Origin of the sequence: Streptomyces sp. NRRL WC-3626 (genome assembly GCF_000718785.1) — a bacterium.
In the GTDB taxonomy this organism is placed as follows: domain Bacteria; phylum Actinomycetota; class Actinomycetes; order Streptomycetales; family Streptomycetaceae; genus Streptomyces; species Streptomyces edwardsiae.
Genome location: NZ_JOCA01000002.1, coordinates 316,789 through 341,371 on the forward strand (window position 1 = coordinate 316,789; position 24,583 = coordinate 341,371).

The 24,583-nt window shown below is 67.8% G+C and carries 24 protein-coding genes and 2 pseudogenes; 25 read left to right on the top strand and 1 reads right to left on the bottom strand.

The features are described 5' to 3' along the window. The first annotated feature begins 77 nt into the window (after positions 1–77). The 22 genes and pseudogenes from IF28_RS0104220 (at position 78) to IF28_RS0104330 (ending at position 21,295) form a co-directional block, all read left to right on the top strand. Positions 78–1,763: a hypothetical protein gene (locus IF28_RS0104220; protein WP_006378804.1), complete on the top strand. Its 1,686-nt coding sequence runs from the start codon at positions 78–80 to the stop codon at positions 1,761–1,763. Between the two features lie 177 nt (positions 1,764–1,940). Continuing rightward, on the top strand, positions 1,941–3,848 hold the full coding sequence (locus IF28_RS0104225; protein ID WP_030214043.1) for an AAA family ATPase: 1,908 nt from the start codon (positions 1,941–1,943) through the stop codon (positions 3,846–3,848). A gap of 228 nt (positions 3,849–4,076) precedes the next feature. After that, complete coding sequence (locus IF28_RS0104230) at positions 4,077–4,721, top strand: TetR family transcriptional regulator (protein WP_030214046.1); 645 nt, start codon at positions 4,077–4,079, stop codon at positions 4,719–4,721. A gap of 302 nt (positions 4,722–5,023) precedes the next feature. Further along, a pseudogene (locus IF28_RS40345) lies at positions 5,024–5,152 on the top strand (type I restriction-modification system subunit M N-terminal domain-containing protein); the annotation flags it as partial. Between the two features lie 44 nt (positions 5,153–5,196). Next, positions 5,197–5,451: a hypothetical protein gene (locus IF28_RS39095; RefSeq protein WP_158697438.1), complete on the top strand. Its 255-nt coding sequence runs from the start codon at positions 5,197–5,199 to the stop codon at positions 5,449–5,451. 316 nt (positions 5,452–5,767) lie between these two features. Continuing rightward, on the top strand, positions 5,768–8,566 hold the full coding sequence (locus IF28_RS0104240) for a UvrD-helicase domain-containing protein (RefSeq protein WP_030214051.1): 2,799 nt from the start codon (positions 5,768–5,770) through the stop codon (positions 8,564–8,566). Positions 8,567–8,852: 286 nt separating this feature from the next. After that, positions 8,853–9,266, top strand: coding sequence for an SsgA family sporulation/cell division regulator (locus IF28_RS0104250; RefSeq protein ID WP_030214055.1), 414 nt, complete (start codon positions 8,853–8,855; stop codon positions 9,264–9,266). After that, positions 9,263–9,484: pseudogene (locus IF28_RS40350) on the top strand (toxic cation resistance protein); the annotation flags it as partial. The gene IF28_RS0104250 and the pseudogene IF28_RS40350, both read left to right, overlap by 4 nt. A gap of 251 nt (positions 9,485–9,735) precedes the next feature. Next, positions 9,736–10,818: an AAA family ATPase gene (locus IF28_RS36095; protein WP_051713633.1), complete on the top strand. Its 1,083-nt coding sequence runs from the start codon at positions 9,736–9,738 to the stop codon at positions 10,816–10,818. A gap of 96 nt (positions 10,819–10,914) precedes the next feature. Further along, positions 10,915–11,085, top strand: coding sequence for a hypothetical protein (locus IF28_RS39105; protein WP_158713657.1), 171 nt, complete (start codon positions 10,915–10,917; stop codon positions 11,083–11,085). A gap of 5 nt (positions 11,086–11,090) precedes the next feature. Continuing rightward, a complete protein-coding gene (locus IF28_RS37475) occupies positions 11,091–11,648 on the top strand; it encodes an HNH endonuclease (RefSeq protein ID WP_078620844.1) in 558 nt (185 codons plus the stop codon). Next, positions 11,648–12,034, top strand: a complete 387-nt coding sequence (locus tag IF28_RS0104270) for a hypothetical protein (protein ID WP_030214061.1) — start codon at positions 11,648–11,650, stop codon at positions 12,032–12,034. The genes IF28_RS37475 and IF28_RS0104270 overlap by 1 nt, the downstream gene beginning before the upstream one ends. After that, the gene (locus IF28_RS36960) at positions 12,031–13,239 is read left to right on the top strand and encodes a hypothetical protein (RefSeq protein ID WP_051713635.1); all 1,209 of its coding nucleotides are present in this window, start codon (positions 12,031–12,033) and stop codon (positions 13,237–13,239) included. The genes IF28_RS0104270 and IF28_RS36960 overlap by 4 nt, the downstream gene beginning before the upstream one ends. Before the next feature lie 94 nt (positions 13,240–13,333). After that, on the top strand, positions 13,334–13,519 hold the full coding sequence (locus tag IF28_RS0104280) for a hypothetical protein (protein ID WP_030214064.1): 186 nt from the start codon (positions 13,334–13,336) through the stop codon (positions 13,517–13,519). A gap of 41 nt (positions 13,520–13,560) precedes the next feature. Then, complete coding sequence (locus IF28_RS0104285) at positions 13,561–14,283, top strand: hypothetical protein (protein WP_030214067.1); 723 nt, start codon at positions 13,561–13,563, stop codon at positions 14,281–14,283. A 619-nt stretch (positions 14,284–14,902) separates the two neighbouring features. Next, positions 14,903–16,369: a hypothetical protein gene (locus IF28_RS39110; protein WP_030214070.1), complete on the top strand. Its 1,467-nt coding sequence runs from the start codon at positions 14,903–14,905 to the stop codon at positions 16,367–16,369. Positions 16,370–17,010: 641 nt separating this feature from the next. Beyond that, a complete protein-coding gene (locus tag IF28_RS40355) occupies positions 17,011–17,463 on the top strand; it encodes a helix-turn-helix domain-containing protein (RefSeq protein ID WP_006378846.1) in 453 nt (150 codons plus the stop codon). A 417-nt stretch (positions 17,464–17,880) separates the two neighbouring features. Next, a complete protein-coding gene (locus IF28_RS0104305) occupies positions 17,881–18,216 on the top strand; it encodes a hypothetical protein (RefSeq protein ID WP_030214073.1) in 336 nt (111 codons plus the stop codon). Positions 18,217–18,239: 23 nt separating this feature from the next. After that, positions 18,240–18,923: a hypothetical protein gene (locus IF28_RS36965; protein WP_030214076.1), complete on the top strand. Its 684-nt coding sequence runs from the start codon at positions 18,240–18,242 to the stop codon at positions 18,921–18,923. Further along, positions 18,916–19,224 (top strand): hypothetical protein, encoded by a 309-nt coding sequence (locus IF28_RS0104315; protein ID WP_030214078.1) that lies wholly within the window; start codon positions 18,916–18,918, stop codon positions 19,222–19,224. The genes IF28_RS36965 and IF28_RS0104315 overlap by 8 nt, the downstream gene beginning before the upstream one ends. Before the next feature lie 180 nt (positions 19,225–19,404). Continuing rightward, positions 19,405–20,232, top strand: coding sequence for a hypothetical protein (locus IF28_RS0104325; RefSeq protein WP_030214082.1), 828 nt, complete (start codon positions 19,405–19,407; stop codon positions 20,230–20,232). Positions 20,233–20,662: 430 nt separating this feature from the next. Continuing rightward, positions 20,663–21,295, top strand: coding sequence for a hypothetical protein (locus IF28_RS0104330; RefSeq protein ID WP_158713658.1), 633 nt, complete (start codon positions 20,663–20,665; stop codon positions 21,293–21,295). A 198-nt stretch (positions 21,296–21,493) separates the two neighbouring features. Here IF28_RS0104330 and IF28_RS0104335 read toward each other — a convergent pair whose 3' ends face one another. Continuing rightward, positions 21,494–21,676, bottom strand: coding sequence for a hypothetical protein (locus IF28_RS0104335; RefSeq protein WP_030214085.1), 183 nt, complete (start codon positions 21,674–21,676; stop codon positions 21,494–21,496). Between the two features lie 315 nt (positions 21,677–21,991). On the opposite strand from IF28_RS0104335, the gene IF28_RS0104340 reads away from it, so the two are divergent. From IF28_RS0104340 to IF28_RS0104350, 3 genes are all read left to right on the top strand, one after another. Next, on the top strand, positions 21,992–22,246 hold the full coding sequence (locus IF28_RS0104340) for a hypothetical protein (protein ID WP_030214087.1): 255 nt from the start codon (positions 21,992–21,994) through the stop codon (positions 22,244–22,246). Positions 22,247–22,390: 144 nt separating this feature from the next. Further along, positions 22,391–23,914, top strand: a complete 1,524-nt coding sequence (locus IF28_RS0104345; protein ID WP_030214089.1) for a hypothetical protein — start codon at positions 22,391–22,393, stop codon at positions 23,912–23,914. Next, the gene (locus IF28_RS0104350) at positions 23,914–24,465 is read left to right on the top strand and encodes a hypothetical protein (RefSeq protein WP_030214091.1); all 552 of its coding nucleotides are present in this window, start codon (positions 23,914–23,916) and stop codon (positions 24,463–24,465) included. Before IF28_RS0104345 ends, IF28_RS0104350 begins: the two co-directional genes overlap by 1 nt. Positions 24,466–24,583: the final 118 nt, after the last annotated feature.

Here is a 24,583-nt window from a genome sequence, read left to right on the forward strand (position 1 = left end):
GGTGCAGTCCTTGCTGCAACTCCCCACCACCGGCGGCGTTCTGCCGCTGCCTTGTCCTCAGAAGGAGACCACGACCCATGACGATCACCGTCACGAACCAGAAGCCGGCCGTACTCGACGCACTGCACACCATCTCGTGCACCGGTGATTACGACCCGATGCCGGCGATCCAGCAGACCCTCATCGACCCGCTGCTGGAGCCGTTGAACCCCAACGCCCCGGCGAGCATCACCGACGCCCAGGGCGCTGATCTGACGGGGAACATCCCGGATCTGGTCCTGAGCTGCCTCGGCGACACGCTGAACGTGGCCAGCGAGCAGACCGTCAAGGAGCTGCTCGGGCAGACCCTGATCAACTTCGACCAGGGCACACCGCTGCCGGTCGCCGAGCTCTTCGCCGTCCAGGCCGGACAGCAGAACAAGATGCCCGCGCCCTCCCCGCGGGTGCTCTACACCGCGCAGGCTGATGTCCTCCCGGCCGCGAAGGCTCTGCTGGCGGGGACCGGCGACGAGAGCGCCTTCTTCGCCTCGATCGCCTACACCTTCCACCCCGACACCCTCGGGTTCTGGTTCCAGTCCTCCGCGGCCTTCGACGACTTCAAGATCTGGCTGTCCCAGCAGACACAGACGATGGCCAGTGCGTTGCCGCTGGCCACCACCAAGCTGCTCAACGACTTCACGGCCCTGTCCCTGAAGGGGCTCACCGAGTCGCTGCTGGTGCGCAAGGACGACTCTGACGCCAACGATGAGCACTCCTTCGCCCGCGTGCTCGTGCACATGCTCATGAACTACATCGAGCAGCAGCGGGTCCAGGCCAGCCAGCAGAACACCGCCCTGGACACAGGCGTCCTGCCGTTCACGATCGGGGAGTTGTTCTGCCCGCGCTCCCTCGTCCTGGTCAACGTCGAGGCCCATGCCCGGGCCACTGCGGCGAAGATCACGGGGGAGTGGAACCTCATCAACCAGTCGCTGGCCTCGCCGGTGAAGGTCGTCTCGAACACGTCGCTGTCCAAGCTCACGTCGCTGCCACGGGCCGCCGCCCGGGCCGCCGCCCTGGGAGCCACGCAGCAACCGGGCCAGCCTGGCAGCCGTAGCGCCCAGGTGGCGTTCCGCAAGCAGCCGCCGAGCAAGCTCGACCTGCTCAAGGACATCACCCGGGTGCTGCGCCGGATGGGCAAGGTCAACAAGTCACAGAACATCTTCCGCACAACGAAGGCGACCTTCCTCAAGGCCAACCGCCGGGACCCGGACGACTGCAACAAGCCCGGCCGGATCACCTCGGTGCAGTACATGCCCGACCTGCACATCTACATCGACACCTCCGGTTCGATCTCCGAGGAGAACTACCAGGAGGCGGTCATGATGCTCATCCGGATCGCCAAGAAGCTCAACATCAACCTGTACTTCAACTCGTTCAGCCACTTCCTGTCCCAGGAGGTGATGCTGCGCACGGAGAACAAGTCGACGACTCAGATCTGGAAGGAGTTCCGCAGGATCCCGAAGGTGTCGGGCGGAACGGAGTACACCCAGATCTGGCGGTACATCAACGCCAGCCGCGTGCGCCAGCGCAGGCTCTCGCTCGTGGTCACCGACTTCGACTGGCTGCCGCCGTCCACGCGCCAGGACCACCCGAAGAACCTGTACTACGCACCGTGCTCCGCCATGGACTGGTCGTTCATGGTTGACCTGGCAAAACGCTACGCCGACTCGATGCAGCACATCGATCCGAGCATCCGGCAGAAGCTCCTCGGCATGGTCGTCTGACCCTGCTGCCCCAAGAACCGCCAAGAGCGGTGCCATGCAACCAACTCACCTGGCTGGCACCGCTCTTGGCGACCCCTGACTTTCCCCTCTCACTCATCCATATCCCTGCTCGGGACACCGTGGCGCATCCACCCAGCGCGCCACCACGCCGAGCGACCCGCACCGAAGGAGGACCCGGTGGGTCTCAGCAACTTCACACCCGGCGGCTCCGACGACGACAAGGGCAACGGCGGTGGCGGCAGCTTCCCTCCGCAGTTCCCGTCCGCGGCCTTGCCGTCCAGCGGTGGCAGCGCCGATGACGTCAAGGAGCTCCTCGTCGACTACAACGAGAAGTTCAAGAACGCCGATCCGACCATGTTCCGTGACACGCTCATCGGGCAGGTCCTCTCGGTCATCATCAGCAAGACCAAGCCCAACGCTCTGCTGGTCGGTTCCGCCGGCGTCGGCAAGACGAAGATCGTCGAGGACGTTGCACGGCGCATCGCGCTCGGCGACGCCCTCATTCCCGACCAGCTCAAGGACTACACGATCTACGAGCTGCCCATCACCAACATCATCGCCGGGACCGGCATAGTCGGCTCGCTGGAGGAGAAGGTCAAGGCGATCGTCGAGTTCGCCTCGGACCCCAAGAACAAGGCCATCCTGTTCATGGACGAGATCCACCAGATCACCGGAGGGTCCGGCAGCCATGGCGACGCCGTCGGCCGCAAGATCTCGCAGATCCTCAAGCCGGCCCTGGCCCGCGGCGACATGTCCGTCATCGGTGCGACCACCAGCACGGAGTCTCGTGCCTTCGATGAGGACCCGGCCTTTGCCCGTCGCTTCACCCGGCTCATCGTCGACGAGCTGAGCGTGGAACAGACGCTGGCCGTGATGACCACGGTCCGGCCCGGCCTGATGGCGCACTACCGTCACCAGATCGGGGTCTCCGACGACGTCCTGGCCTCGGTGGTGCAGATCGCCGAAGCGAACTCCCGGGCTGGCCAGCACCGTCCGGACAACGCCATCACGCTGCTCGACCGGGCGATGGCTGACCGGGTCCTGGAGCAGAAGAAGCTCATCGTCCAGGCCGAGGTCGCCGGCGACACGGCGCTCGCGCAGACCTTGCGGTCCATTCCGCAGGTGCCGCTGACGAGCACCCGTGTGCTCGATGTGGCCAAGCGCCTGATGACCGGAAACGCCCAGCGCAAGGACCTCGACGTTGCCGCGCTGAGCGCCACGCTCACCAGCCGCCTGCAGGGCCAGGACGACGTGCTCGCCAAGCTCACGGACCGTCTGGCCCGCGAAGAGCTCGACCTGTTCCCGACGAAGACGCCCACGACGTGGCTGTTCGCCGGGGCCTCGGGTGTGGGTAAGACCGAGGCGGTCAAGATCATCGCTGAGGAGACGACCGGCACCGAGCCGATCATCCTCAACCTGACCGAATTCCACAGCGAGTGGTCGACGTCGAAGATCATCGGCGCACCTCCCGGCTATGTCGGATCGGACTCCAACCAGGAGCTCCCGTTCGACACGCTGGAGTCCAACCCCCACCGGGTGATCCTGCTCGACGAGTTCGAGAAGGCCGACAAGGCCGTGCAGCGCCTGTTCCTCTCGGCATTCGACGAAGGCTACATCCGCAATGCCCATGGCAAGATCCTGGACTTCTCCAAGGCCCTGGTCATCTGCACGACCAACGCCGCCCGTGATTCGCTCGACGGCAAGATGATCGGCTTCGGCAACAACCCGAAGACCATCTCGAACCAGAGCCTCAACAAGGCACTGGAGCAGTTCTTCGACGCCGAGCTGCTGGGCCGGTTCTCACTGGTCGTGGGGTTCAACCCCATCGACCGGCAGACCTACCGACAGATCATGGCCGCCGACTACGAGCGGCAGCGTGAACGGATCGTCGAGGCCAAGCCGCGGCTGGCCCAGGCGCTTCCCGCGTCGATGCCCGACGACGAGCTGCGCGCCATCGAAGAGACCACCTACGTGGACTCCCAGGGTGCGCGGCCGGCGCGCAAGGCAGTTCGCACCTGGATCGAGGACTACCTGCTCGCTGCCCAGACCGGCGGCACAGCCTCGGCATCCCCCTCGGATGACTGAGCAGCCGTCCACATCGCACCGAGTGCTCCCGTTCCGGATGTTCCGGAACAGGAGCGCTCGGCGTCAAGTCCGTCGACGACATCACAGCGGCGCTGGCCCGGCCCTGACCAGCATCGCGGGGGCGAACACGCTCCCGCGTCGGGCGGCCGGGCCTGGACCAGACAGCGGCCGCCGCCGGCCCGGCTCCGAGGGGCCGGGCCGGTGCCACCCCACCGAACAGGAAGTGACATGACCGAGGAGATCCGGAGCACCGCAGGGCGCCCGATCGGGGCACGCGGTCTGAAGACTCGCAGCCAACTGCTGCTCTGTCTCAAGGAGTTGCTGGCCGAGCACGGCTATCACGCGACGAGAGTGATCGATGTCGCCCGTCGCGCGCGTACCTCGCCCGCGACCTTTTATCAGTACTTCGCAGACGTCGACGCGGCCGCCCTGGAGCTGGCCCGGCCCGTGGCGCAGGAGGGAAGCGACGGACTGATCTACGCGGAGATCGGCAGTTGGTGGGGCGGCGGGCGTCACGCGGCCGGGAGCACGGTGGACGCCTTCTTCGCGTTCTGGCGGGAGCACGAGGTGGTCCTGCGGGTGGTCGACCTGCGGGCGGCCGAGGACGACAGCCGGTTCGCCGAGATCCGCCGCCGCATACTCGCCGGTCTCCTGGGGCACCTGGAGTACGCGATCACCGCTCGTCCGTCATCACCCGGCGCGACGGACGACTCCTTCGCCGCGGCCGAGGCGCTGACGGTGCTGCTTGCCGCGGCCGCCGGGCACCAAAACCCCGAGACAGCGGACTCACAGGTGGTTCGCCAGATGCTGGTCGAACTCATCGCCCGGGCCGTGTCCGGCGGAACCGTCGCCGTTCAGCTGCCGACTGCGTGACCCGTCAGGGACGCGAGTCGAGCACGCGATGTCCGACCGGCGACACGCTCGCGGTAGTGACGTGGTGCGCTAACCCCGGCCCAGACGGGCCGGGTACCCGCCACAACCCTCTCGGGAGTACCGCGTTGGCCGTGACCGCCAATGTGATCGACACGCTGATCGGGCGGCCACGGGCCAGCGACGGCTCGGGCCAGCCCGCACCTGGCCGGACCGCCCTTCCCCACCAGACGACTTCGGCGCCCCGCCTCCCGGCCGGGCACCACTGATTCCACTGCCCATGGGCCGTGCAAAGGACGTCCGTCATGCCACTGTCGCTCTCTCAGCTCGAGAGGCACCTGCTGGGCGCCGCCGAGGTGCTGCGCGGCCCGCTGAGCCCGCACCAATATCAGGACTATCTGCTGCCGTTCGTCTTCCTGAAGCACGCCAGCGACGTACCTCACCCCCACGCCCTCATTGCTCAGAAAGGGGGACAGCCATGTCCACCATGCTCCCCAAACCTCTGCTCCAAGAGCACCGAAAGCGAGCCATGGAGCTCTCCGCCGCGGCCCGAACGAACCTCACCGCCCATGTCCGGAGCACCGATGAACTCCGCGAACTGGGCCTCATGCTTGGTCTGATCGAGGTCGATCCCGCAGGATCCCTCGTCACGGCCTGTCCCTGGGATCTCGATGCCGACGATGCTGCCGTCGATGGAACCGACCGGCGCCGCTCGGAGTCGACCTCGACGTGAGGTGAGTTGCCGCTGATGAACGACCGCGCGCCTGGGTAGCGCGCGGTGTCCGGGGCGTGGCTTCGCCACATACCCCGGACTCAGGGGCCTAACGGCCCCTGACGGGTGGGTTGAGAGGAACACGGGCGGGGCTCGTCGGCTGACGAGAGCCCCGCCCGTGTTCGTACCTGCGCCCCCATGGTCTAGCCCTGTCGCTGTGCTCTTCGCTCACCTTCGAGCATTCGACTTGCTGTTAATCTCTTGTCGGAATTGCTATGCGGCGTGATTCATGCCTTCTATCAATCCGCCTCTCAATCCACTCAAGAAAGGCAGCGACATGCCTGTCCTGCTTGATGACCTCGACCTCTCGGCCAATGCCGTTGCTCAGAAGGCCGTCGACCCGAAGTTCTTCTCCTCGAAGCTCACCGGCAACGGCAAGAAGATCGGCCTGCTCAACGAGTCCTTGCTGCCGATCAACACTGCCACCAACACCGCCTACGCCATGGCCACCGATATCGAGGTCAAGCAGAGCTCGACGCAGCATGACATCACCACGACGTCGATCCCGCTCGCGCCGATCACGCGCCGCGCTCTGAACGCCGGCGGGTCCTTCACCTTGCCGAGCCCGCACGCCGACGACTGCTTCGCTGTCGACACCGCGTCCAGCCGATTCGACGACTGGGACGTCGCCTTCGACATGACCCCGCAGGCGCTCGTGTTCTACGAGGACAAGTCCGGCGGCAAGTCCACGCGCGACCTCGTCATCCAGTACCGGATGGAGCTGTACTTCTTCAAGAATGGGCTGCCCGACCCGGAGTACGCGACCGCTGTCTCGCGCTCGGCCGGCTACGGCAACCACGACGCCGCCGTCTTCCTGCAGTGGGACACCAGCCCGCTGGAGAACGCCCGTGACTACGTCCAGGACGTGCTCACATCCGCCGGCCTGACGGCCTCCAACCTCGGCGATGAGTTTGACGAGTGGATGCGCCAGTACTCGATCTACGAGCGCATTACGCGCCTGGCCCAGATCTGGGACTCCGAGGTGATTGCCGACGAGGTCTGCCGCTACATCCAGGACATGCCCGCGGGCCCGACGGAGCAGCAGCTGAATATGCTCGCCGTCCAGCTGCGCTACCTGGAGAACTACAACGTCCCGCTGGAGGCCTACCGCCAGATCCACAAGCAGCTGGATGCGACCTTCTCCGACCGGATCGCCACGAAGCTGTCGAAGCAGAACCTCAGCCTGCTGATGAACCGCACGCTCGACCACCTGGAGCAGATGAAGCCTCAGCTGATCGTGCCTGCGCAGCCGGCCACGCCTCCGAATCTGCCGCCCCACCTGTCCAAGCAGCAGCTCGACGCGCTCACCACGCACGAGCCGCTGGTGATGACGCAGGCGGGAGCCGGCACCGGCAAGTCGACCGTGATCCTCGAACGGATTAAGTACCTCGAAGCCTGCGGCGTCCCCGCCTCGGACATCACGGTGCTCTCGTTCACCAACGCCGCAGCCGACAACATCACGGAGAAGAACCCGGACGTCGGCTCGATGACGATCGCCAAGATGATCATCGACATCTACTCGATGAACCACCCGAGGCACAAGGTCTCGGCCATCGACACCATCATCAACTCGATCGACATCTTCTACCCGAACAGCCAGTTCGCGGCGACGTTCCGCCACCGCCTGCTGGAGGTCGACCAGAACAGGACCGGTGCCTTCACGGCCCTGAACACCTTCGTCGAGAGCCACTTCGACGAGGTGATCGCCCTGCTCGACCGCATCGAGCAGACGTCGCTGGAGCTGCAGATCATCATCTGCTACCAGAAGATCGACGACATGGCCGAGCCGGCCCACGTGCAGTCGAAGTACCTCATCATCGACGAGGTGCAGGACAACAGCGTGTTTGAGTTCATCTACGTGCTGAAGTACATCACCAAGCACGCTCAGTCCCTGTTCATCGTCGGCGATGCCTCGCAGACGCTGTACGAGTTCCGCTCAGCGAACCCGCGCGCGCTCAACACGCTGGAGGGCTCGGGGGTCTTCGCGACTTTCAAGCTCACGACGAACTACCGGAGCAACCAGGAGATCCTGGACTTCGCGAACGTCGTGCTCGGCGGCCTGGAGACCAACCAGTTCGCCAACATCCAGCTGCAGGCGAACTCGCTCGCCATGCCTACGGCCGACTCGTTCCAGGAGAAGGTCACCCTGGAGTACCGCGAGGTGGCCAGACTCACTGGGTTCGTCACCCAGGACCTGCAGGCGATCGTGCGTAACACGGTCATCCCCGACTACGTGGACAAGTGCCTGGACCGGGGCGAGCAGGTGGCTTTCCTGGCCTACTCGCGCCGCGAGGTGTCCTTGATCCAGGATGTGCTCGAAAAGCGCTACCCGGACCGCCACGTCGCCTCTCTGGTCAGCGATCGGGTCTACGCCACGGACATCTTCTCGAAGTACATCAAGTTCTTCTGGAACGACGTCCTGCAGGCACCGCCGGCCAACGCCGCGTTCGTGGTCTCCCAGGGGATCAAGGACAACATGGGCAAGCTGACAAAGAACGCTGCCAACGCCAACGTTGAGAAGGCGATCCTGCGCACGATCTCCGAGTGGTGGATCGAGAACAGCGCGACCATCAACGGCTGGGTCACGCTCTGCCACCAGGGCACGCTCACGCACGTGGCGTTCTTCGATCGGCTGCGCGACAACCTGCTCTCCTTCGAGATTCGGCGGAACCAGCAGAAGCTGAACATCAACAAGCAGAAGAACCAGGAGCGCAAGCGGAAGAACCTCGAGTCCAAGGCCGACCTGGTCGTTTCGACGATCCACGGTGCCAAGGGTCTCGAATTCGACAACGTTGTCGTCCTCTACAGGGAGGACACGAAGATGACCCAGGACGTCAAGCGGATGTTCTACGTCGCCTTTACCCGCGCCATGAAGAGCCAGTACGTACTCGGCTACGGCACCGTGAAGAACCCGCCGATCCAGAGCAGTTACGAGCAGATCGTGACGGCTCTGACCGAGCGCGACAAGAGGAACGCCGCTCGCGCCCTCGGCATCGATCCGGACCTCTTGGACGACAACGACAGCGCTGCTCCCGGCAACACCGAAGATCGCTCTGCGGTCACTGCGGCCGTCTGACCAACCGCCGCCACCCCATGCCGCAGGGGCGGGTGTTCTCGACGAGCGAGACACCCACCCCTGCGGTCTTCCACATTGCACAAACCTACCTCGTCCAATGGGCCATCCAGGGCGAGGTCCTCTTCGCCTTCAACGCCCTGGCAGAACGCCAGGCGCAGCAAGCCGCACCCGCCATGTCCCCCTCCCGCACAGCGACCTAGCTAGGCGGAACGGCGGTGTTTGAGCAGCGCCGGGTCTTGCCTCCCGCCTCCACCACGCTTTCCCGCCGAAGAACAGGAATCCACCCATGGACTTTCCCGGCCTGGAACTGAAGATCCGCATGACGCTCGTGGCCGGCCCGGACGCGCGTGTCTTCGTTCCCGTGCGGCTGTACTACACGGACTCCGACCCGTACGCGGTGCAGTTCTCCTTTGACGTCACGCCCGACGAGGTGGTCCGGTGGACGTTCGCCCGGGAACTGCTCGACCAGGGCCTCATCACACCCGCTGGCATCGGGGACGTGAAGATCACTCCGATCGGTCCTTACCGAAACCGCTGCTTCAGCATCGAACTGGAATCCCCCGGCGGATACGCCTGCCTTGAAGGGCCGGCAGCTTCCGTGAAGGCATGGCTCGCCAAGACCTTCGAGGTCGTCCCCGCAGGCCGGGAGTCTGAATCCGTCGATATCGACAGCTTCCTCGACGAGCTTTTGACCCACTGAGCCAAGCACCGCCCCGCACGCCCGCAACGGGCCCAGCGCAAGAAGACCCGCGCCGCCATGTCACACGAGCGGCGCGCAGCAGCCTTCGCAAAAGCGGCGGCCTCGGCGACCGCGCCGCCGTCTACCTCGTGATCGACCGCTCCTACTTCATGAAGAACTACTTCACCGACGGCACCGTCCAGCGGCTGAGCGACCAGATCCTCAGCCTGTCGGCACACCTCGACGACGGGCAAGGTCCCGGTCGGCGCGGCTTCTTCTCCGGCGGAATACACGCCCTCACGCGAGGCGGCTTGTTCCGCCGCTCCCAGAGTTTCGTCGTCGTCGCACTCGGCGCTCACCAGGGTCGCATCGCGGAGCTGCACAACTCCCTGGGGCACCTCCCTATTGCCCTCGGACAACAGGGGGCTTCCGATCCGCTGGTCCGCCGCCATCTCCATCCACTCAACTCCCGCGAAAGCGAGAAGTCTTCATGCCCGCATCCACGATCGTCGCCTCCGGCGGGGAGTTCCGCCTCTACGGGGACTCCGTGCAGACCTTCGCTGACCTGCCCGTGGCCACCTACACGATCGCCTTCTCTCAGACGACCGGCTACAGCCTGCGCCAGACGGAGCCGCTGGGATGCGCCGGAGAGACCGTCTACGGCAGCCACGCCTCCCGTGTACGGAGGATCGTCACCGGCTACTCCGCCATGGACCGCTCGCTCGGCGTCATCCTCTCCGGCGACAAGGGCATGGGTAAGAGCCTCATGCTCCGCCTGCTCGCCGAGCGGATGCGCGAGGAGCACCACCTGCCCACCGTGCTCGTACACCACGACACACCGGGGCTGGCAGCCTTCCTCGACGAGCTGGGCGAAGTCGTCGTCGTCTTCGACGAGTTCGAGAAGATCTTCTCCAACGAGGACGACGAGTCGCAGAACCAGTTCCTGAGTCTGTTCGACGGGCTGAGCACGACGAAGCGCCTCTACGTCCTGTCGGTCAACGAGCTGCACCGCGTCAACGACTACATGCTCAACCGCCCCGGCCGCTTCCACTACCACATGCGCTTCGCCTACCCCGAGCCCGAGACGGTGGCCACCTACCTGCGCGACCAGGTGCCCGGAGTAGCCGAGAAGCAAGTGGCCGAGATCGTCGACTTCTCCCGGAAGTACGACATCAACTTCGACCACCTGCGGGCGATCGCCTTCGAGCTGCGCCTGGGAGAGTCGTTCGCCGAGGTGATCGGTGACCTGAATATCAAGCGCAGCGAGCACGCCGGCTCGCGGATCGAGGCCCACATCACCTGGAAGAACGGCGACACCGACGTCTTCGACGGTCGTGTCGATCTGTTCAACAGCGACAGCCTGCAGACCATCAACGACTGGGACACCGGCATCGGGCTGCAGTTCCGCATGCGCGACGCCGTCCCGTCCGAGGACGGCTACCAGCTCCCGGATGGTGCCTTCACGCTCACCGACCTCCGTGACGAGGACGACAGGTCGCCCGACGACGAGAAGGACCTGCGTGCCGCCGCGGTGATCCTGCGCCGTCCCCCGAAGTACTCCATCGACTTCTGAGGACGCCCCCATCTGAACCGCCGAGGCGCCACTCCAGTCTCCTCGGCGGTTCGCTGTCCGGCTCACGCGTTCCTGTACAGAAAGCAGCCTTCGACCATGCCCGAGTACCACATCGTCTCCGAGCCCCGCCCCGGCGCAGAGCATCGTGAGCCCCGAAGGGCCAACCTTTGCCTCGGCAAGGTCAGTCTCGTCACGGCCATCGACTCCGAGGATCTGTTCCGGGTGACCAGGCGTGAGCTGATCTCCTTCGGCAACGACCTGCACTGAGCGCTATGCAGCCAGATCCGACTGTGCTGCTCGCCTGCCTGGCCGTCGCTGCGCTCGGTGTCCTGTGTCTCGCCATCGGCGTTGGCCGTAAGCGGCGTTGGCGTGATCCCACCCGGCTCTTCAGCTGGCCCCAGAAGCAGCAGCTCATCCGCCAGGCCAACGGCCGGTGCGAGCACAAGCCGCCCCTCTGGTTCCGGTGCCCGGCACCGGGAACTGAGGCCGATCACATACACCCCTGGAGCCGCGGCGGGGCGACTGAACTGTGGAACGGCCAGATGCTCTGCCGCCGGCACAACCGGCGGAAGTCCAACCGTGTGCCGAGCCCCCTCTACCGCTGGCGTCTCGCGCGCCGGCGCAAGAGATACGCGGACGACTCCTGGAGCCGTCGCGACTCGTTCGGCCGTTACGAGCGCGAGGAGTACGAGGTCGGAATGCGCAGGGCCTCGGAACTGATCGACCCCGACGAGGACGGCGGCCCGAATCCGTCACAGCTCCAGTGCTCGCAGCACAACGGCTTCGGCCCCTGCCCCGGCGCCCCCTACTGCACTCCGAAGGATTCCTGATGACCGACCTGACCCCGAACGACTGGCAGCGTGAGAACCTGCCGCCGCTCGCCGTCGCCTGCCCGGACTGCGGCTCGGCGGCCGGCGAACTGTGCACGAGCCACGGCGGCACCCGCGCCCGCAACTCCCAGGTGCACCAAGGACGTTCCGCCGCATGGAACCAGGCCCGGATCGACGGCAACCCAGCCGTCCGCCTCATCCTCGACGCCACCAAGACCCGGCGGGGCATGCACGGCACGCACGCCGCCGAGCTGCTCGACGCCCATGGCCACACGGCCGAGGCCGAGCGGATCCGCCGCGCCGTGTCCGAGCGGAACGGACTGCTGTCCGCCAAACAGGCCGCCGCGCTCATCCTCGACGAAGCCGAGGGAGGTAAGACCCAGTGAGCGCCCGCGACACACTCATCGGGATCCTCCGACAGTGGGCCGAGCGGCACGACGCCGCCCCCCAGACGTCCGAAGCGCTGGTGGCGGCTTCCGACGCAGAGTTGCTGCGCGAGTGGTCCGTGAAGATCCGCGAGGTCGGCACCGCGAGGGGTTGGTCGCTGTGGGCTGCCGCCTACATGGACCCCGATGTTGAGTTCGTCGACACCGGCATGCCGTCGACCGAGACTATCGTTGCCGCGCTGCGCCGCCTCGATCGCGTCTCGGTCCTGCGCGAGGTCGACGAGCAGTTCGCCGCGATGAAGCTGCCCGACGAGTTGAAGGGCACGTTCAACGCCGGTTCCTATGCCGACGCGTGGCGCCGTTGCCGGGTGATCGTCCAGGCCATGGCCAAGGAGAAGGGAAGCCGCCCAGAGCACGAACCGCTGGTCGTGTCGCGGTACGACGTCGCCATGGAGCCCGCCTCGGAGGAAGAGCCGGTCTTCACGGTCGGCGCGGTCACCGAGGACGGGCGGCCCGTGGCGCTGTGCTTCGACCCAGAGACGCGCCGGAAGGTCGCGGCCTGGCTCGCACCGGGCGAGATCGCCGAGCTGGAGCGGCTGCGGGCTCGATTCAGTCGAGGCCCGGCACAGAGTCAGGACCTCACCCAGCGAATCGCCGCGCTGAAGACGGCCAACGCCCAGTGCCGGGCGGCAACGTTCGTTGCTCTCGCCCTGGCGCTGCGCCAGGAGCCGTCGTATGACCTGGTGACCAAGCTGGAGGACCTCGGAGAACTCGCGTTGACGGGTGAGCCGGATGAGATTGGAACGCTGGTAGAGCAGATCAGTGAACTGGCTTCGGTCGATGAAGTCGCCACTCGGCTCGGCGGAGAGATCCCGTATGTGCCGGGCCCGAACAGCCAGGACGCGCCGGAGGCCCCGGCCGCTCCCGACTTCTTCCAGCCGGAGCGCACCTATCAGCGCGGACGCTGGATGTTCCAGTGCCTCGCCGTAGCCCCCGCGCCCCACAACGGCCAGGTCCACGCGGTCGGCTACCTCGCCCGCCAAGACGGAACCGCGACCGTGCACGGAATGAGCCCCGAGAACTGGAAGCACGACGGCTGGACCGACGTCACCGAGACGGAGGCGGCGTACCCGGACGTCTCACCCGTGGCTCACGCCGATGCGCCGTCGCGCACTACCGGCGACACCGCGGGGGAGGACCGGTGAGCCAGCCGCACGACCCGCACGATCCTCAGCGAAGGGCCTCGACGGCTCCACCGGCGCGAAGGCCGCCTTCTTCCAGGAGCGCATCAGCGACGCCATGAGCCGCGCCGCCAACGACGTGAGCGATCTCGCGCCCGAGAACGAGCAGGTACGTGACGCGGCCAACCTCATCGACAGCGCCGCGCTGCACTACCTCGAGAACCCCGGCGCGACCCCGCGCCAGGCGATCAAGGCCAGCTGCGACCAGGACGTCGACGACGTCCTCGGCTGGATCCAGGACTGATTCGACCCACTAATTCTTCCATCCTTGAGGAGCAGATCATCATGGGCGCGAGCATGCTCACCGCCACCATCGCCTTCCCGGCCGGAAGCACCGAACCGCCGAACTTCGACCGAGGCCGTCAGCTGCTCGAGAAGATCGAAGATCCCTCGCTCTTCACCTTCGACGAGCCCGGAACTGAGCTGGAGGAGCTGCTACCGGATCTGGACGACGAGTCCGACCTCTTCGACGAGAACGGCGCAGTGCTCATCGAGTACGCCCGGCGCGCCGGGCTCGTCATCATCAACAACCTCGAAATGGCCCTCGACTCCCGTGAGACGACATTCCTCACGGTCGCCGACTACAGGCTCTATATCTCCGGCGGGCTCTCCAACGGCGACACCCCCACGAACGTGACCCAAGCGATCTGGGACGCCTACAAGCTGCCCGAGAGCGTGATCCTCGCCATGGGCTTCATCCCGGACTACGAGCAGCCGCTCTCCCACACGAACAGCCGCGGGGCCAGCGCGCCCCTCACTGACACCGATGTGGTCGACGCGATCGCGCTCGGCCTGGGCACCTCGCCGGAGTGGCCCGGCACGGACACCCTCAAGTGGATCGCCGAGGCCATCGGCAAGGTGCGTGACGAACCCGGCAACGCTGAGCCCGTCGAGTACCTCAAGCGCTGGTCAGAGCGGTACGGCCTCGACCCGCTGTCGAGCAAGTTCCTCTCGGCGTACATCGTCGAAGAGATCGGCAAGGCCGGCGAAGACGAGAGCGAGGACTGACAGCGCTCGCACGACCCATAATCTGCAGCACTTGGTCAACCAGCTCAACCACCCCTCGAAGAGGCCGGATACGAGACCCCCAGGCCGCCGGTGGAGGAGTTCGGCTACCGGAAGCGACCAGGGAGCCCACCAACAAGGGCACCTTCCGGCACGAGCAGGTGGTATGGGATGACCCGGAGCTTCAGGGCGAGCCACCAGCCGGCGCCGGAGAATCCGCCGAAATCGGGCCATCAGGGACGGGGAAACCGGCGCCGGTGTGCCAGTGACCACCACCCCGACGCATGTCCGCGCCCATGACCACTCTCCACGTGACCCCGGACGCCCTGTATGCCGCAGCTGTGGAAACGGAGTAGACCGGGCCCGGCGCATATGGGTCGACCAAGGCGGCGAAACAGTCGTACCGATCCCGCCCGCCACCAACGACGACCCCACACCTGACACCTCGCCACCGACAGGGTGGGGAATTACGTGACCACACGGCCGGGGAATTACGTGATCGTCCACAGTTCTTGCGGGAGGGCTGCTCCCAATGGCTGTCCGAGACGGATTTCGACTGATCGCCCGCTGTCGACCACCACGCCCGCGTGCTGCACGCTCCTACTGGAAGGAAGACCCTGTGATGACGCTCCCCACCCCCGGCCAGTTGCGCACGCTCATACATGACGCGCTCACCACAGCGCTGACCCGCGACGCCGCCACACTGCCGGCCTCCATGCTCTACACGCCCGGCTGCCGCCCCGCGCTGTTCATCGACAGCAGCGTGGTCCGAGGCGGTCCCGGAGTCGGCAAGACGTTGTGGGCCCGGGTCCTGACCGACCCTGACCTCCGTGCGGCAGCCGCCCATGACCTGAAGATGCCGCGCCTGGAGGATACCCGGGTGATCTCCGCCCCAGGGGCCGCAGGAGACAGCGACGGCTATCCGGCCGCGCCGGAGCTGGAGGCACTGATCGGCGAAGGAATCCGCCCCGTGACGGTGTGGACCGCTGTCGCCCTGACCGCCCTGGGCGTCTGCGACCTCACACACCTGCCCAGCTGGCGCGACCGCGCGCAGTGGTTGCTGCGTAACCCCGACGCCCTGCGCCAGGCCGTGGCCGACCTGAACTCGCAGGGCCACACTCATCTGGTTGTCTTCGACAGCTTGGACCGTCTCCACCCCGATCAGCGCATTACGGACCGCCTCGCCTCCGGAGTCCTCCAGCTCGCTGCCGACCTGGCCCGCCTCGGGCCGCGCGTGAGGGCGAAGGTCTTCCTACGCCCCGACACCCTCGACGCGGCCCTGTGGGCGCTCAGGTCCGAGGCCCGACGTGCTCTGCGTACGACCGACTTGAACTGGAGCACGCCGGACCACTGGGGCCAGGTGACCGGAACGCACCTCTACGGGCTGTTCTTCCAGCTCCTGGCGAACCACCCCAGTGAAGGTGCCGCCGCCTTCCGTTCTCTGACCCCGGGCTGGAGGCTCACCCCCGACGGTCGCTTCAGCGCGCCCGAGCAACTGACCTCCGATCCCGCCGCGCAGGAACGCCTCTTCACCGTGATCGCGGACCCGTACATGGGCGCGACCGCCCGCAAGGGCTCCACGTACCGGTTCATGCTCACGTATCTCCAGGACGGTGTCGGCGGACTCAGCCCGCGCCCGTTCCTCATCGCACTGAGGCAGGCCGTGCGCCACGCCCTGGACGATCACCCCGACCACCCGCGCGCCCTTCACCACCGGGACATCCGCCGGGGCGTGCCAGACGGAGCGCGTGCGCGCGCCGCAGAGGTCGAGCAGGCCATGCCGTGGGTGCAGGCGGCACTCGCTCCGCTGGCCGGGCAGCAGCTGCCCGTCGACTCCGACCAGGTCATCGCCCAGTGGGACCATGCGTGCCTGCCAGACCGTCTTCGCCGTCTCGGCTCCCGCGCGGCGGACCCGTACCCCAGCGGCATGCGGCACCTGGCTCGCTACCACGACCTCCTCGAAGAGCTCACTGCCGCTGGCGTCGTGCACCCCAGGACCGATGGGTCCTGGGACATGCCCGAGCCGTTCCGCATCGCGTACGGCCTGGGACGCCGACGAGGTGTGAAACCGGCCTCGGCCCCTGTCTAGCCCAGGCTGAGGCGCGCCCGGACTCCGGCCACGCACCGGCACGCGCACCAGCTTCGCGCTGCCCCGCCGCCGGATACCGATAGTGGGGGTGCGCCTCCCGTCGGCTGCGACGAGTGGTCGCACAGCGTGAGCGCAGGCGCTGGTTGGCTCGTCGATTCCTGAAGCCGAAGGCGTTGCGTGCTTCGAACCGCGCATCACCCGCGCCCTCAAGGTCCTCGCCGAGGCGGGCAAGCCTGTGACGCTCGGCACCTTGCAGTGAGAGCTGGAAGGGCCGCCGACGTTCGAGCGGCAGCCGCGCACGGCTGACGACCCGTGAGTGACCCCCGACTACGTCCCCGGCTCCCGGCCTCCAGCGGCCCCACCGCCCGCAGAGCACCACTTCGGCTAGCCGGGCACCGTACCCGTGGGCCGAGTGCAGGTGCACGCACGAGCCTCCGTGCGTGGCGGGCTGGATCGACACCGTCGAGCAGGAGCCCGAGAGCGGCGCCGACAGCCGACCGTACCCGGGACAGCCAGCCCGTCACCCACCAGACGAAACGCCCTTGTCCCAACTGCCGCTCCGAGGCGGCCCAAGCCCTGGCCGACTCGATGCCCGCGCGGCCAGTAATTCTCGAAGTTCCGTAAGCGCAAGGAGCGCTGATATGTCCTTAGCCCAACCCACCGAGACGCGCCCCCCGACCTGGCGCGAGGAACTGACCCACGACCTGGCCGACGCCACAGAGAAGACGCGGGCGGCCTGGCTGTCGCAGCGCAACGTCGTCGCCACCTACCTGCGGGCCGTCATGCCCCACTTGGAGGCGGCGTTCCACCGGGGCAGGCGCGGCCACCTCCGCGACCTGGGGATGCTCCCGCCCTCGCTGACGCACCCGCTCACCGGCCGCGAGAAGCAGGTCATCGTCCGCGTGGCGCGCGGCATGTCCAACGCGAAGACCGGCGTGGACCTGTTCCTCTCCGAGGACACGATCAAGACCCACCTGCGGCGCATCTACAAGAAGACCGGCACGCACGACCGGGCCCACGCTGTCGCCCTCCTGCTGATCCGGGGCGACATCACGGCGGCCGACGTCCTGGAGCCCCTGGATGACGACCGTTGACGCCCCTCTCCCGCACCTGGCGCCCGCAGACAGCACCGAGCGCCCGGTCCACCTCGTCGAAATCCGGTGCCCCGACGACGAGTACCCAGCCGCTGCGCCGGTGGGCATGGTGCGGCGGCTGCCAGTTTCACAGCGCCACTGTGAACGCCTGGCCCCCGGACGGCTCGTATCCCATCGAGGCGACCACGCTCACCGACACCTAGGAGTTCCAGGGCTTCTCATGGGGCCACGGGTACGAGCGCGAGATGCCGCTCGACACCCCCGCGAAGGAAGTGGCCGACGCCGTCCTCGTCACGCTCCCGGCCCAGGAGAAGCAGAGCGTGCCGGTCAGCTGAGCCCCGGCTTCGTCATGCCGTCGTGCTCGCCGCCTCCCCACAACATCCCACCGCACGTCAGAGAAAGCGCAGCACACTCATCATGACCAAGCCGACCAACCCCTACGCCCACGCCTACGCGGACTTCCTGCGCGAAACCGCCGAGCACCAGCTCGTGGTGCTCCACAATGACGGCCTCTACCGCCATCTGCGGATCCAGGAGCCCGGCACGCGCATCTGGTCCTGGGACATCACCACCTGGCAGAGCCACTACTCCGACGGCGCGCCGAGCATCGACGTGCACTACTGGGCCGAGAAGCTCTGCGGCGGCCGTTCGTACGAGGTGGAAATGTACGACGCCGACGTGCGCGGCTTCCGCGCGCGCGGCCGTCCGCGACGGCGGAGCAGCCACCCGACGACTGAGGCGGTGCAGTCATGAGCCGCCGTCCTGTCCAGGACCCAGTGATTGACGCAGCGCAGGGCGATGAGATCCACCCCGCCTTCGGCGTCGCGGTCGTGACACGGAGGAGCGGCGGAGGTCGTTCGCTGTTCCAGTCCGACCTGCTCCACAACGAGACCATCTCGCTCTCGGTCCACCAGGCCACGCGCAAACGCGACCTCAACCACGACTGGGTTCATCCAGGCCGAGAGCTCGTGGAGATCGAGATGAGCCTCGCGCAGTGGGGCTCGCTCGTGTCCTCCATGGGGCTCGGCAGCGGCGTGCCGGTGACCATCCGGTGTACCGAGCACGACGCCTTCGTGCCCGAGATCCCTCATCAGCCCCGCACCGCCGAGAGCCTGCGGGAGGTCCGCGAGGTCACCGACCGGATGTACGCCCGTGTCAAGGCCGCCACGGCGGCACTGCACGAGGCGATCCACGAGAAGAAGGGCGTGAGAGCCACCAAGGAGGCACTCAACGCACTGGAGAACGCCGTCGCCGGTGCGGGCAGCAACGCCCAGTTCACCGTCGACTCACTCGTGAAGGCCGGCGAGCAGGTCGTCGCCCAGGCCCGCGCCGACATCGAGGCCCACGTCCTGGAGGTTGTCCGGCTGACGGGTGCCGAGCCCTCCATCGAAAGCTCGTCATTCGATGCCCCGGCGCTGCCGGGGCCCACTACCAGCCGAGAGGAGCCCACCGATGCCTGAACTCACCGTGCCCGACGAGCTGTTCGACGCCGATTCCGTCGCCTCCGACGAGCACAGGCTGGCCGACCGCTTCGACTGGATCATCCAGGACGGCCAGATCGTCCACGCTCCCGTCGTCGGCTGGACCTGGGCGTGCCCCAAGTGCGGCGAGTCCGGAACCCTGCCGGAGGCCCCTGTTGCTCTTTTCCACAGTGCCTCCCCGCACGGGAAACAGCACGCAGCTGGCCCGTTCGACACCCTCGTGCCGTTCCTGGTCTCCGTCGTGCGCGAGTTCCCTGGCTCTGCTCCGGGAGCCGACTGAAGCACCAGCCTCGATACGGAGAGACGTTCGACCTCGAGGAGATCGACGGCGGCGAACGCTGGCGCTGCAAACATGCGGGGCGCATGGCGAGACGTGGAAGCCCATGCCCGGCCTCTACGACTACCCGCACGCCATCGGCACCGCCGCCCACCGCCACCCCACCTGCGAAAGGACCAGCGCGTGACCGATCAGCCGACCGCAGACACGATCACTCCGGAGGAACTCGCCGACCTGCGGCGCGAACTCGCTGGTCTGCACATCACGATGGGCCTGCGCACCTGCCTGACACCGGGCTGCCTGAAGCAGTACGACCACTTCGCCACGCTCACCGGCGGCCAGCCGGCCCGCCCCGAGTGGTCAGGGGAGGGATGGCGGCAGGTAACCCGCGGGCCCGCCACGGGCAGCATCTGCCCCGAGCACCTCGATGCCGTCACCGCGCACCTGCCCCGCACCGTGGACCTGCCCAACGGACGGTGGATGGTGGCCTGCGCATGCGAGTGGATGTCCCGCCCGCAGACGTACGGCGGTCTCCTGCGCCCCCTGTGGGAGGAACATCTCCTGCTCGCCACGGGCCAGCTCGAGGCCCCTGTCTCGCTCGCTGAGAAGCTCGGCCGGCTCCCGCTGGAGGAGCACACCGAGGACAGCCTGCGCGAGCTGTACGAGGCCGTCGAAGACACCGAGCACGACCGTGCGGAGACCTACGACGCCGCGCAGGCCATGTTCAAGGCCTGGGACTGGCACCGGCAGACCCTCGGCGGCGTATCCAGCGCCATCGCCGCGGTCCGCAACATGATGCGGACGTCGGCCGACTTCCTGGATCACCGCGACTGGACAGTCGACCGGATCGACGCCTACCTGTGGGCGATCCTCATCGGTTGGGACGACCGCACCCTCCAGGAGGTCGCGGTCAGGCACCGGTGGGACGAGCACAGCATCAAGTACGTACGGCGGATGCACGGCTACCTCGCACCGATCACCGACCCGCAGCCGAAGGAAGACCAGCGATGACCTCGCACCGATCACCGACCCGCAGCCGAAGGAAGACCAGCGATGACCTCCCAGCTTCCCGAGACCACGCCGCTGGTCTGGTACCGCTCGCGCTGCCGCAAGTCCTAGAAGGTGCAGGACCCCGCCTGCCGCTGTAAGACTCCTGTGCCGAGTCTGCGCCCCACCCAGGTCACCGTTGCACGCTCCGACGCGGCGCCCCCTGCACGCGCTCAGCGACGAAGAGGCCAGGACCCGCGCGCTCCCCCGCAAGAGCACCAAGGTCCGCGTCACCTTTCGGAGCCGAAGTCGTCGACGCCTGGCAGTGGTCCAGCGCAGGCAACCGCAGCCTGGGCTTCACCGTTCGCACCTCGGACGGCCGCAGTTTCACCATCAACCCTCAACTGCTCGGTCTCTCCATCGAACGCATCAATGACAGCGTGGAGGAGCCGTGATGGATGAACAGAGGAGGCAGGAATTGCAGGACAGCCTGCCGGACGACCCGGTCAACGCCGAGCGGCTCCCGGAGTCCCTCCAGCAGAAGACAGACCGAATCGCCTCTGCCACCGGCCATCCCACCGAGGACAACATCACCCTGCCGTCCCAACTGGAGCGCCTGGCCGACCAGCTGGCCCGCCAGTACGACTACCGGCCCCTGGCCGAGCTCGAGCAGGAAGACCCCGAACGCGCCCAGGAACACTGGGACGCGGCCGCGCACCTGGCGCCGTGGATCCAGGGGTGCCCCCGCGAGGAACGCCGTGCCGCCTTTGGCCGCGGCTTCGACAAGGGCAAGGAACGCCAGAAGCTGCGCACTGCCGGCGACGTACGGCGTCTCAAGGACGAGGTAGCCGAACTACGGCAGGACCGTGACCCGGACGGGCTGCGGGCTCGTATCCGGGACCTGGAGTACGCGCTGGAAGGCTGGGACCGCTTCATGACCGGCCGGGTCCTTCCTCGGCCGGACGTGCCAGCGGACTGGAAGATGCAGGCCGCCGAGTACCTGGCCAAGTTGACCGCGGTACAGCGGGAACTTGCCGTGCTGAAGGGCGTGCAGCCATCCAACGCCACCCGGAGCAGCTCGTCGTGACCGAAGGCACCTTGTACGCGCGGCTGGACGGGTTACAGGCGGCCTTGTCCCGGCCCACACCGGCCCCGCTGGACGGCCAGAGGTCATCGACCTGACCCACCCCGCCGTAAACGGCCAGACCCTGGCCCCCGCACTCGCCCCGTGGGTGGGCCCGGCCTGCCCGCGGGGTCACTACCCGAACGGATACAGACCATGTCCTCACCCGATAAAACCCCCACCCCCGGCGGCACTCCGGAGGTCCCGGGTCCTGGGCCGCTGCTCGTCGGTGCGCAGGTCGAGGCGTACGCCCTCGTGGTCCGCCGCCAGACCTGCGATGACCTTGCGGGGGAGCTCCGCGATGATGGCCAGGTTCTGGCCGCCGATCTCGTGGACGAGAACCACGACTTCACCGAGATATCCCGCTCCCTGGCCGCCATCCCCGCCGCACCGAAGACGGAACACGGTGCCCACTGCCGCCCCTTCGACTGCCGGTGCGGCTGCGACCGGGCCCAGAACTGTCTCGACTGTCGGCGACGTGCTGGCGCGCGCAGTGCTGCGCCCAGGTTGCCACCGACTACGCCCGCGCACGGGCCCGCAAGACCGCCCTGCGGGCACTCCTCGACGCCGTGGACCCGGTGATGCTGACCGAGGCTGCGGGAGACCGTCGCCGAGGCCGAGGAAGCCGCCCTGCGCGACACGATCGCCCGCCGGGTCCGCTTGCTCACGCCGACCGACGGCCCCCGCTACACGCATGCCGTCTTCGCGGCCTATGACTCCAAGCTGGGCATGGGCCATGCCGACTACCGCCTCCACGACGTGGAGCTGCACGAAGACGAGAACAAGCACGAGGACGAGGGCGGGCTTGCGACCGTCGACCTGGACGACGATGTCCTGTCCGCCGCGCTCGGCACTCTCGCCGGGCTGCTGCGCCCCGACGAAGGCGCGGACCTCGCCGTCGACCTCACCGACTGACCCCGTACACCGAAACGGCGGGGCGCGCGTGGCCTAGGGGGTCGCCCGAGGGCGCCTCGCCGCAGCGCTTCTGGCCCGCGCGCCACAGGAACCATGCGCGCCCTGCACCCCTTTGCTTTCACTACCCACCAGGAGAACCGCGTCATGTCCGCGATCACCACCGCCCCAGCCCAGGTCGGCAATGGCAAGGCCGTGCACTACGTCCGCAAGGACACGTTCCACTCCCACACCATCGGCTGCGGTCGACTGGTGTCCCGGGAGCTGACCGCCCAGGAGGCCGCCGACCGCAGGGCGTGCGGCCCCTGCAAGCGCGCCGTGGAGGTCCTGGCTACCGAGCCGCCGGCCGAGACCGAGGCCCCCGCCGCCGGCGCCGCCGAGCAGACCCCGGCAGCCCCAGCGGAGGACGACCAGGCCGCCAAGGTCGCCGACATCGAGCGGCGCGTGCGCCCCCTGGATGCCGACACCGTCACGACCGCGACCATGTTCGACCCGGAGTTGACCTACTACACGGACGGCACCCGGGTGGTCATGCGCGCCAAGGACACCGAGCGCACCGGCACCACGTTCGGCGTGGCGGACGGCGCCGCCCCCTACGCCTACCAGGCCGTGCGCTGGGACGACGGCGGCGCCGACCTGGTCGCCCCCCACGTCCTTCACCGCGCCGACCAGGACGACCAGGCGCGCCGTCAGGAGCTGGTGACCGAGGTCGCTGCCCGGACGCTCGTCCTGGCCAGCCACGCCACCGCCCACGCCTTCCAGCCGGTCGACCTGCCGGACGGCGAGCGTATCGCCTGGACGTTCCGCACCGGCCACGGCGCCCGCGCCCACTACCACTGGGTGTCCGTCCGCAACATCATCAGCCAGGGCGACGGCAGCGAGTACCGGTGGCAGGCTGACCAGGCCGCCCTCCTCGCCCGCCGCACCGGCCTGGACGACGCCCCCATGGCTGAGCACATCGCCGTGGTGACCGCCGAGCCCACCGAGGTTCTGGAGTGCATGGCCGCCGCCCTGGACCCGGACACAGTGCGCCTGGAGTCGGACGGCGCCGCCCGCTGGGCCGTCGTCCGCGGCGGCACCTTCCTGGGCACCGTCCACGATGAGGGCGCCCGCATGCGCCGCGGCCGCTACGCCGCCTGGGCCCCCTACGCTGAGCGCCGCGACGGCAAGGTCGGGTTCCACCACGACCTGGACGCCGCCAAGGACGCCGTGGCCCAGGCGTGGCCCGTGGAGGTCGCCGAGATCGCCGGCGAACTGGGCGTGCCGGTCACCCAGGTGATGGAGGTCGCCGAGCAGGTCGACCAGGATTGGAAGGTCCAGGGACGCCGCGCCGTCCTGCGTGCCGAGGCGTACACGGGCACGGACGGCCGGGTGACCCAGGCCGCCGCCGTCGAGGTGCGCAGCCGCCTGGCCGTGCCGTTCCACGGCCCGGCCGAGTACGACGGCCCGACCGGCTTGTGCGGCTACGACGACCACACCGCGCCCCTGCTGCCCTCCGGCAAGCTCGCCCAGTACGACCGCCAGCAGGGCGTCATGTGGGTGTGCCCGGGGAGCTGCCGCCCCGCACGCGGCAGCCGCGAGAAGCTGACCATGCGCGACACCACGGCCGTCTTCTACCACCCGCCGCCCCCCGCGGCCTGGCCTGCCACGCCAAGGACGGCGACCTGGTAGTGGTCGACGGCCAGGCGATGGAGGTCAAGGGTCTCCAGGTGGACAAGACCACCAACGCTCACGTGTGGCTGGTCCTGGACGGCATCAGCGCCGGGCCGCTCCGCTTCACGCTCGAAGACCGGCTGGAGTTCCGCCGGCGCGTGCGCCGCGTGGACGTGCCGTGCCGGGAGTGCTGCGTGTACGTGGTCATAGAGGTGGACGAGGTGGTCGACGGCGTGCCCAACACCCGCCTGTGCGGCCTGTGCGGCCTGTGCGACCGCCCGCAGCCGGACGAGCTGACCGAGGACCAGGCCCGCGCCCGCGTGGAACGCACGTACCCGCACGCCGAGGCATTCCAGGCCGAGCGTACCGAGCGCGGTCGGCTGACCGGCTACACGTTCCGGGCCGGCCGCCTGCACTCCGCCCGGTACGGCTGGATCACCGCGGCCGGGACGTACGCCCAGGGCCTGGAGGACTACCGGTCGCAGGCTGCCGCCATGCTGCCCATGGCCGTCCGCGACGAGCAGGCCGCCCGCCCCTCTACCCCCGGCCGGGACTGCCGACCTGGATGACGAGGTTCTGTCCGCGGCGCTCGGTACTCTCGCGCTGCTGCGCCCCGACGAGGGCGCTGACCTCACCGTCGACCTCACCGACGAGGGGAACTTCTGAAGTCGCGACCGTCCATCCATC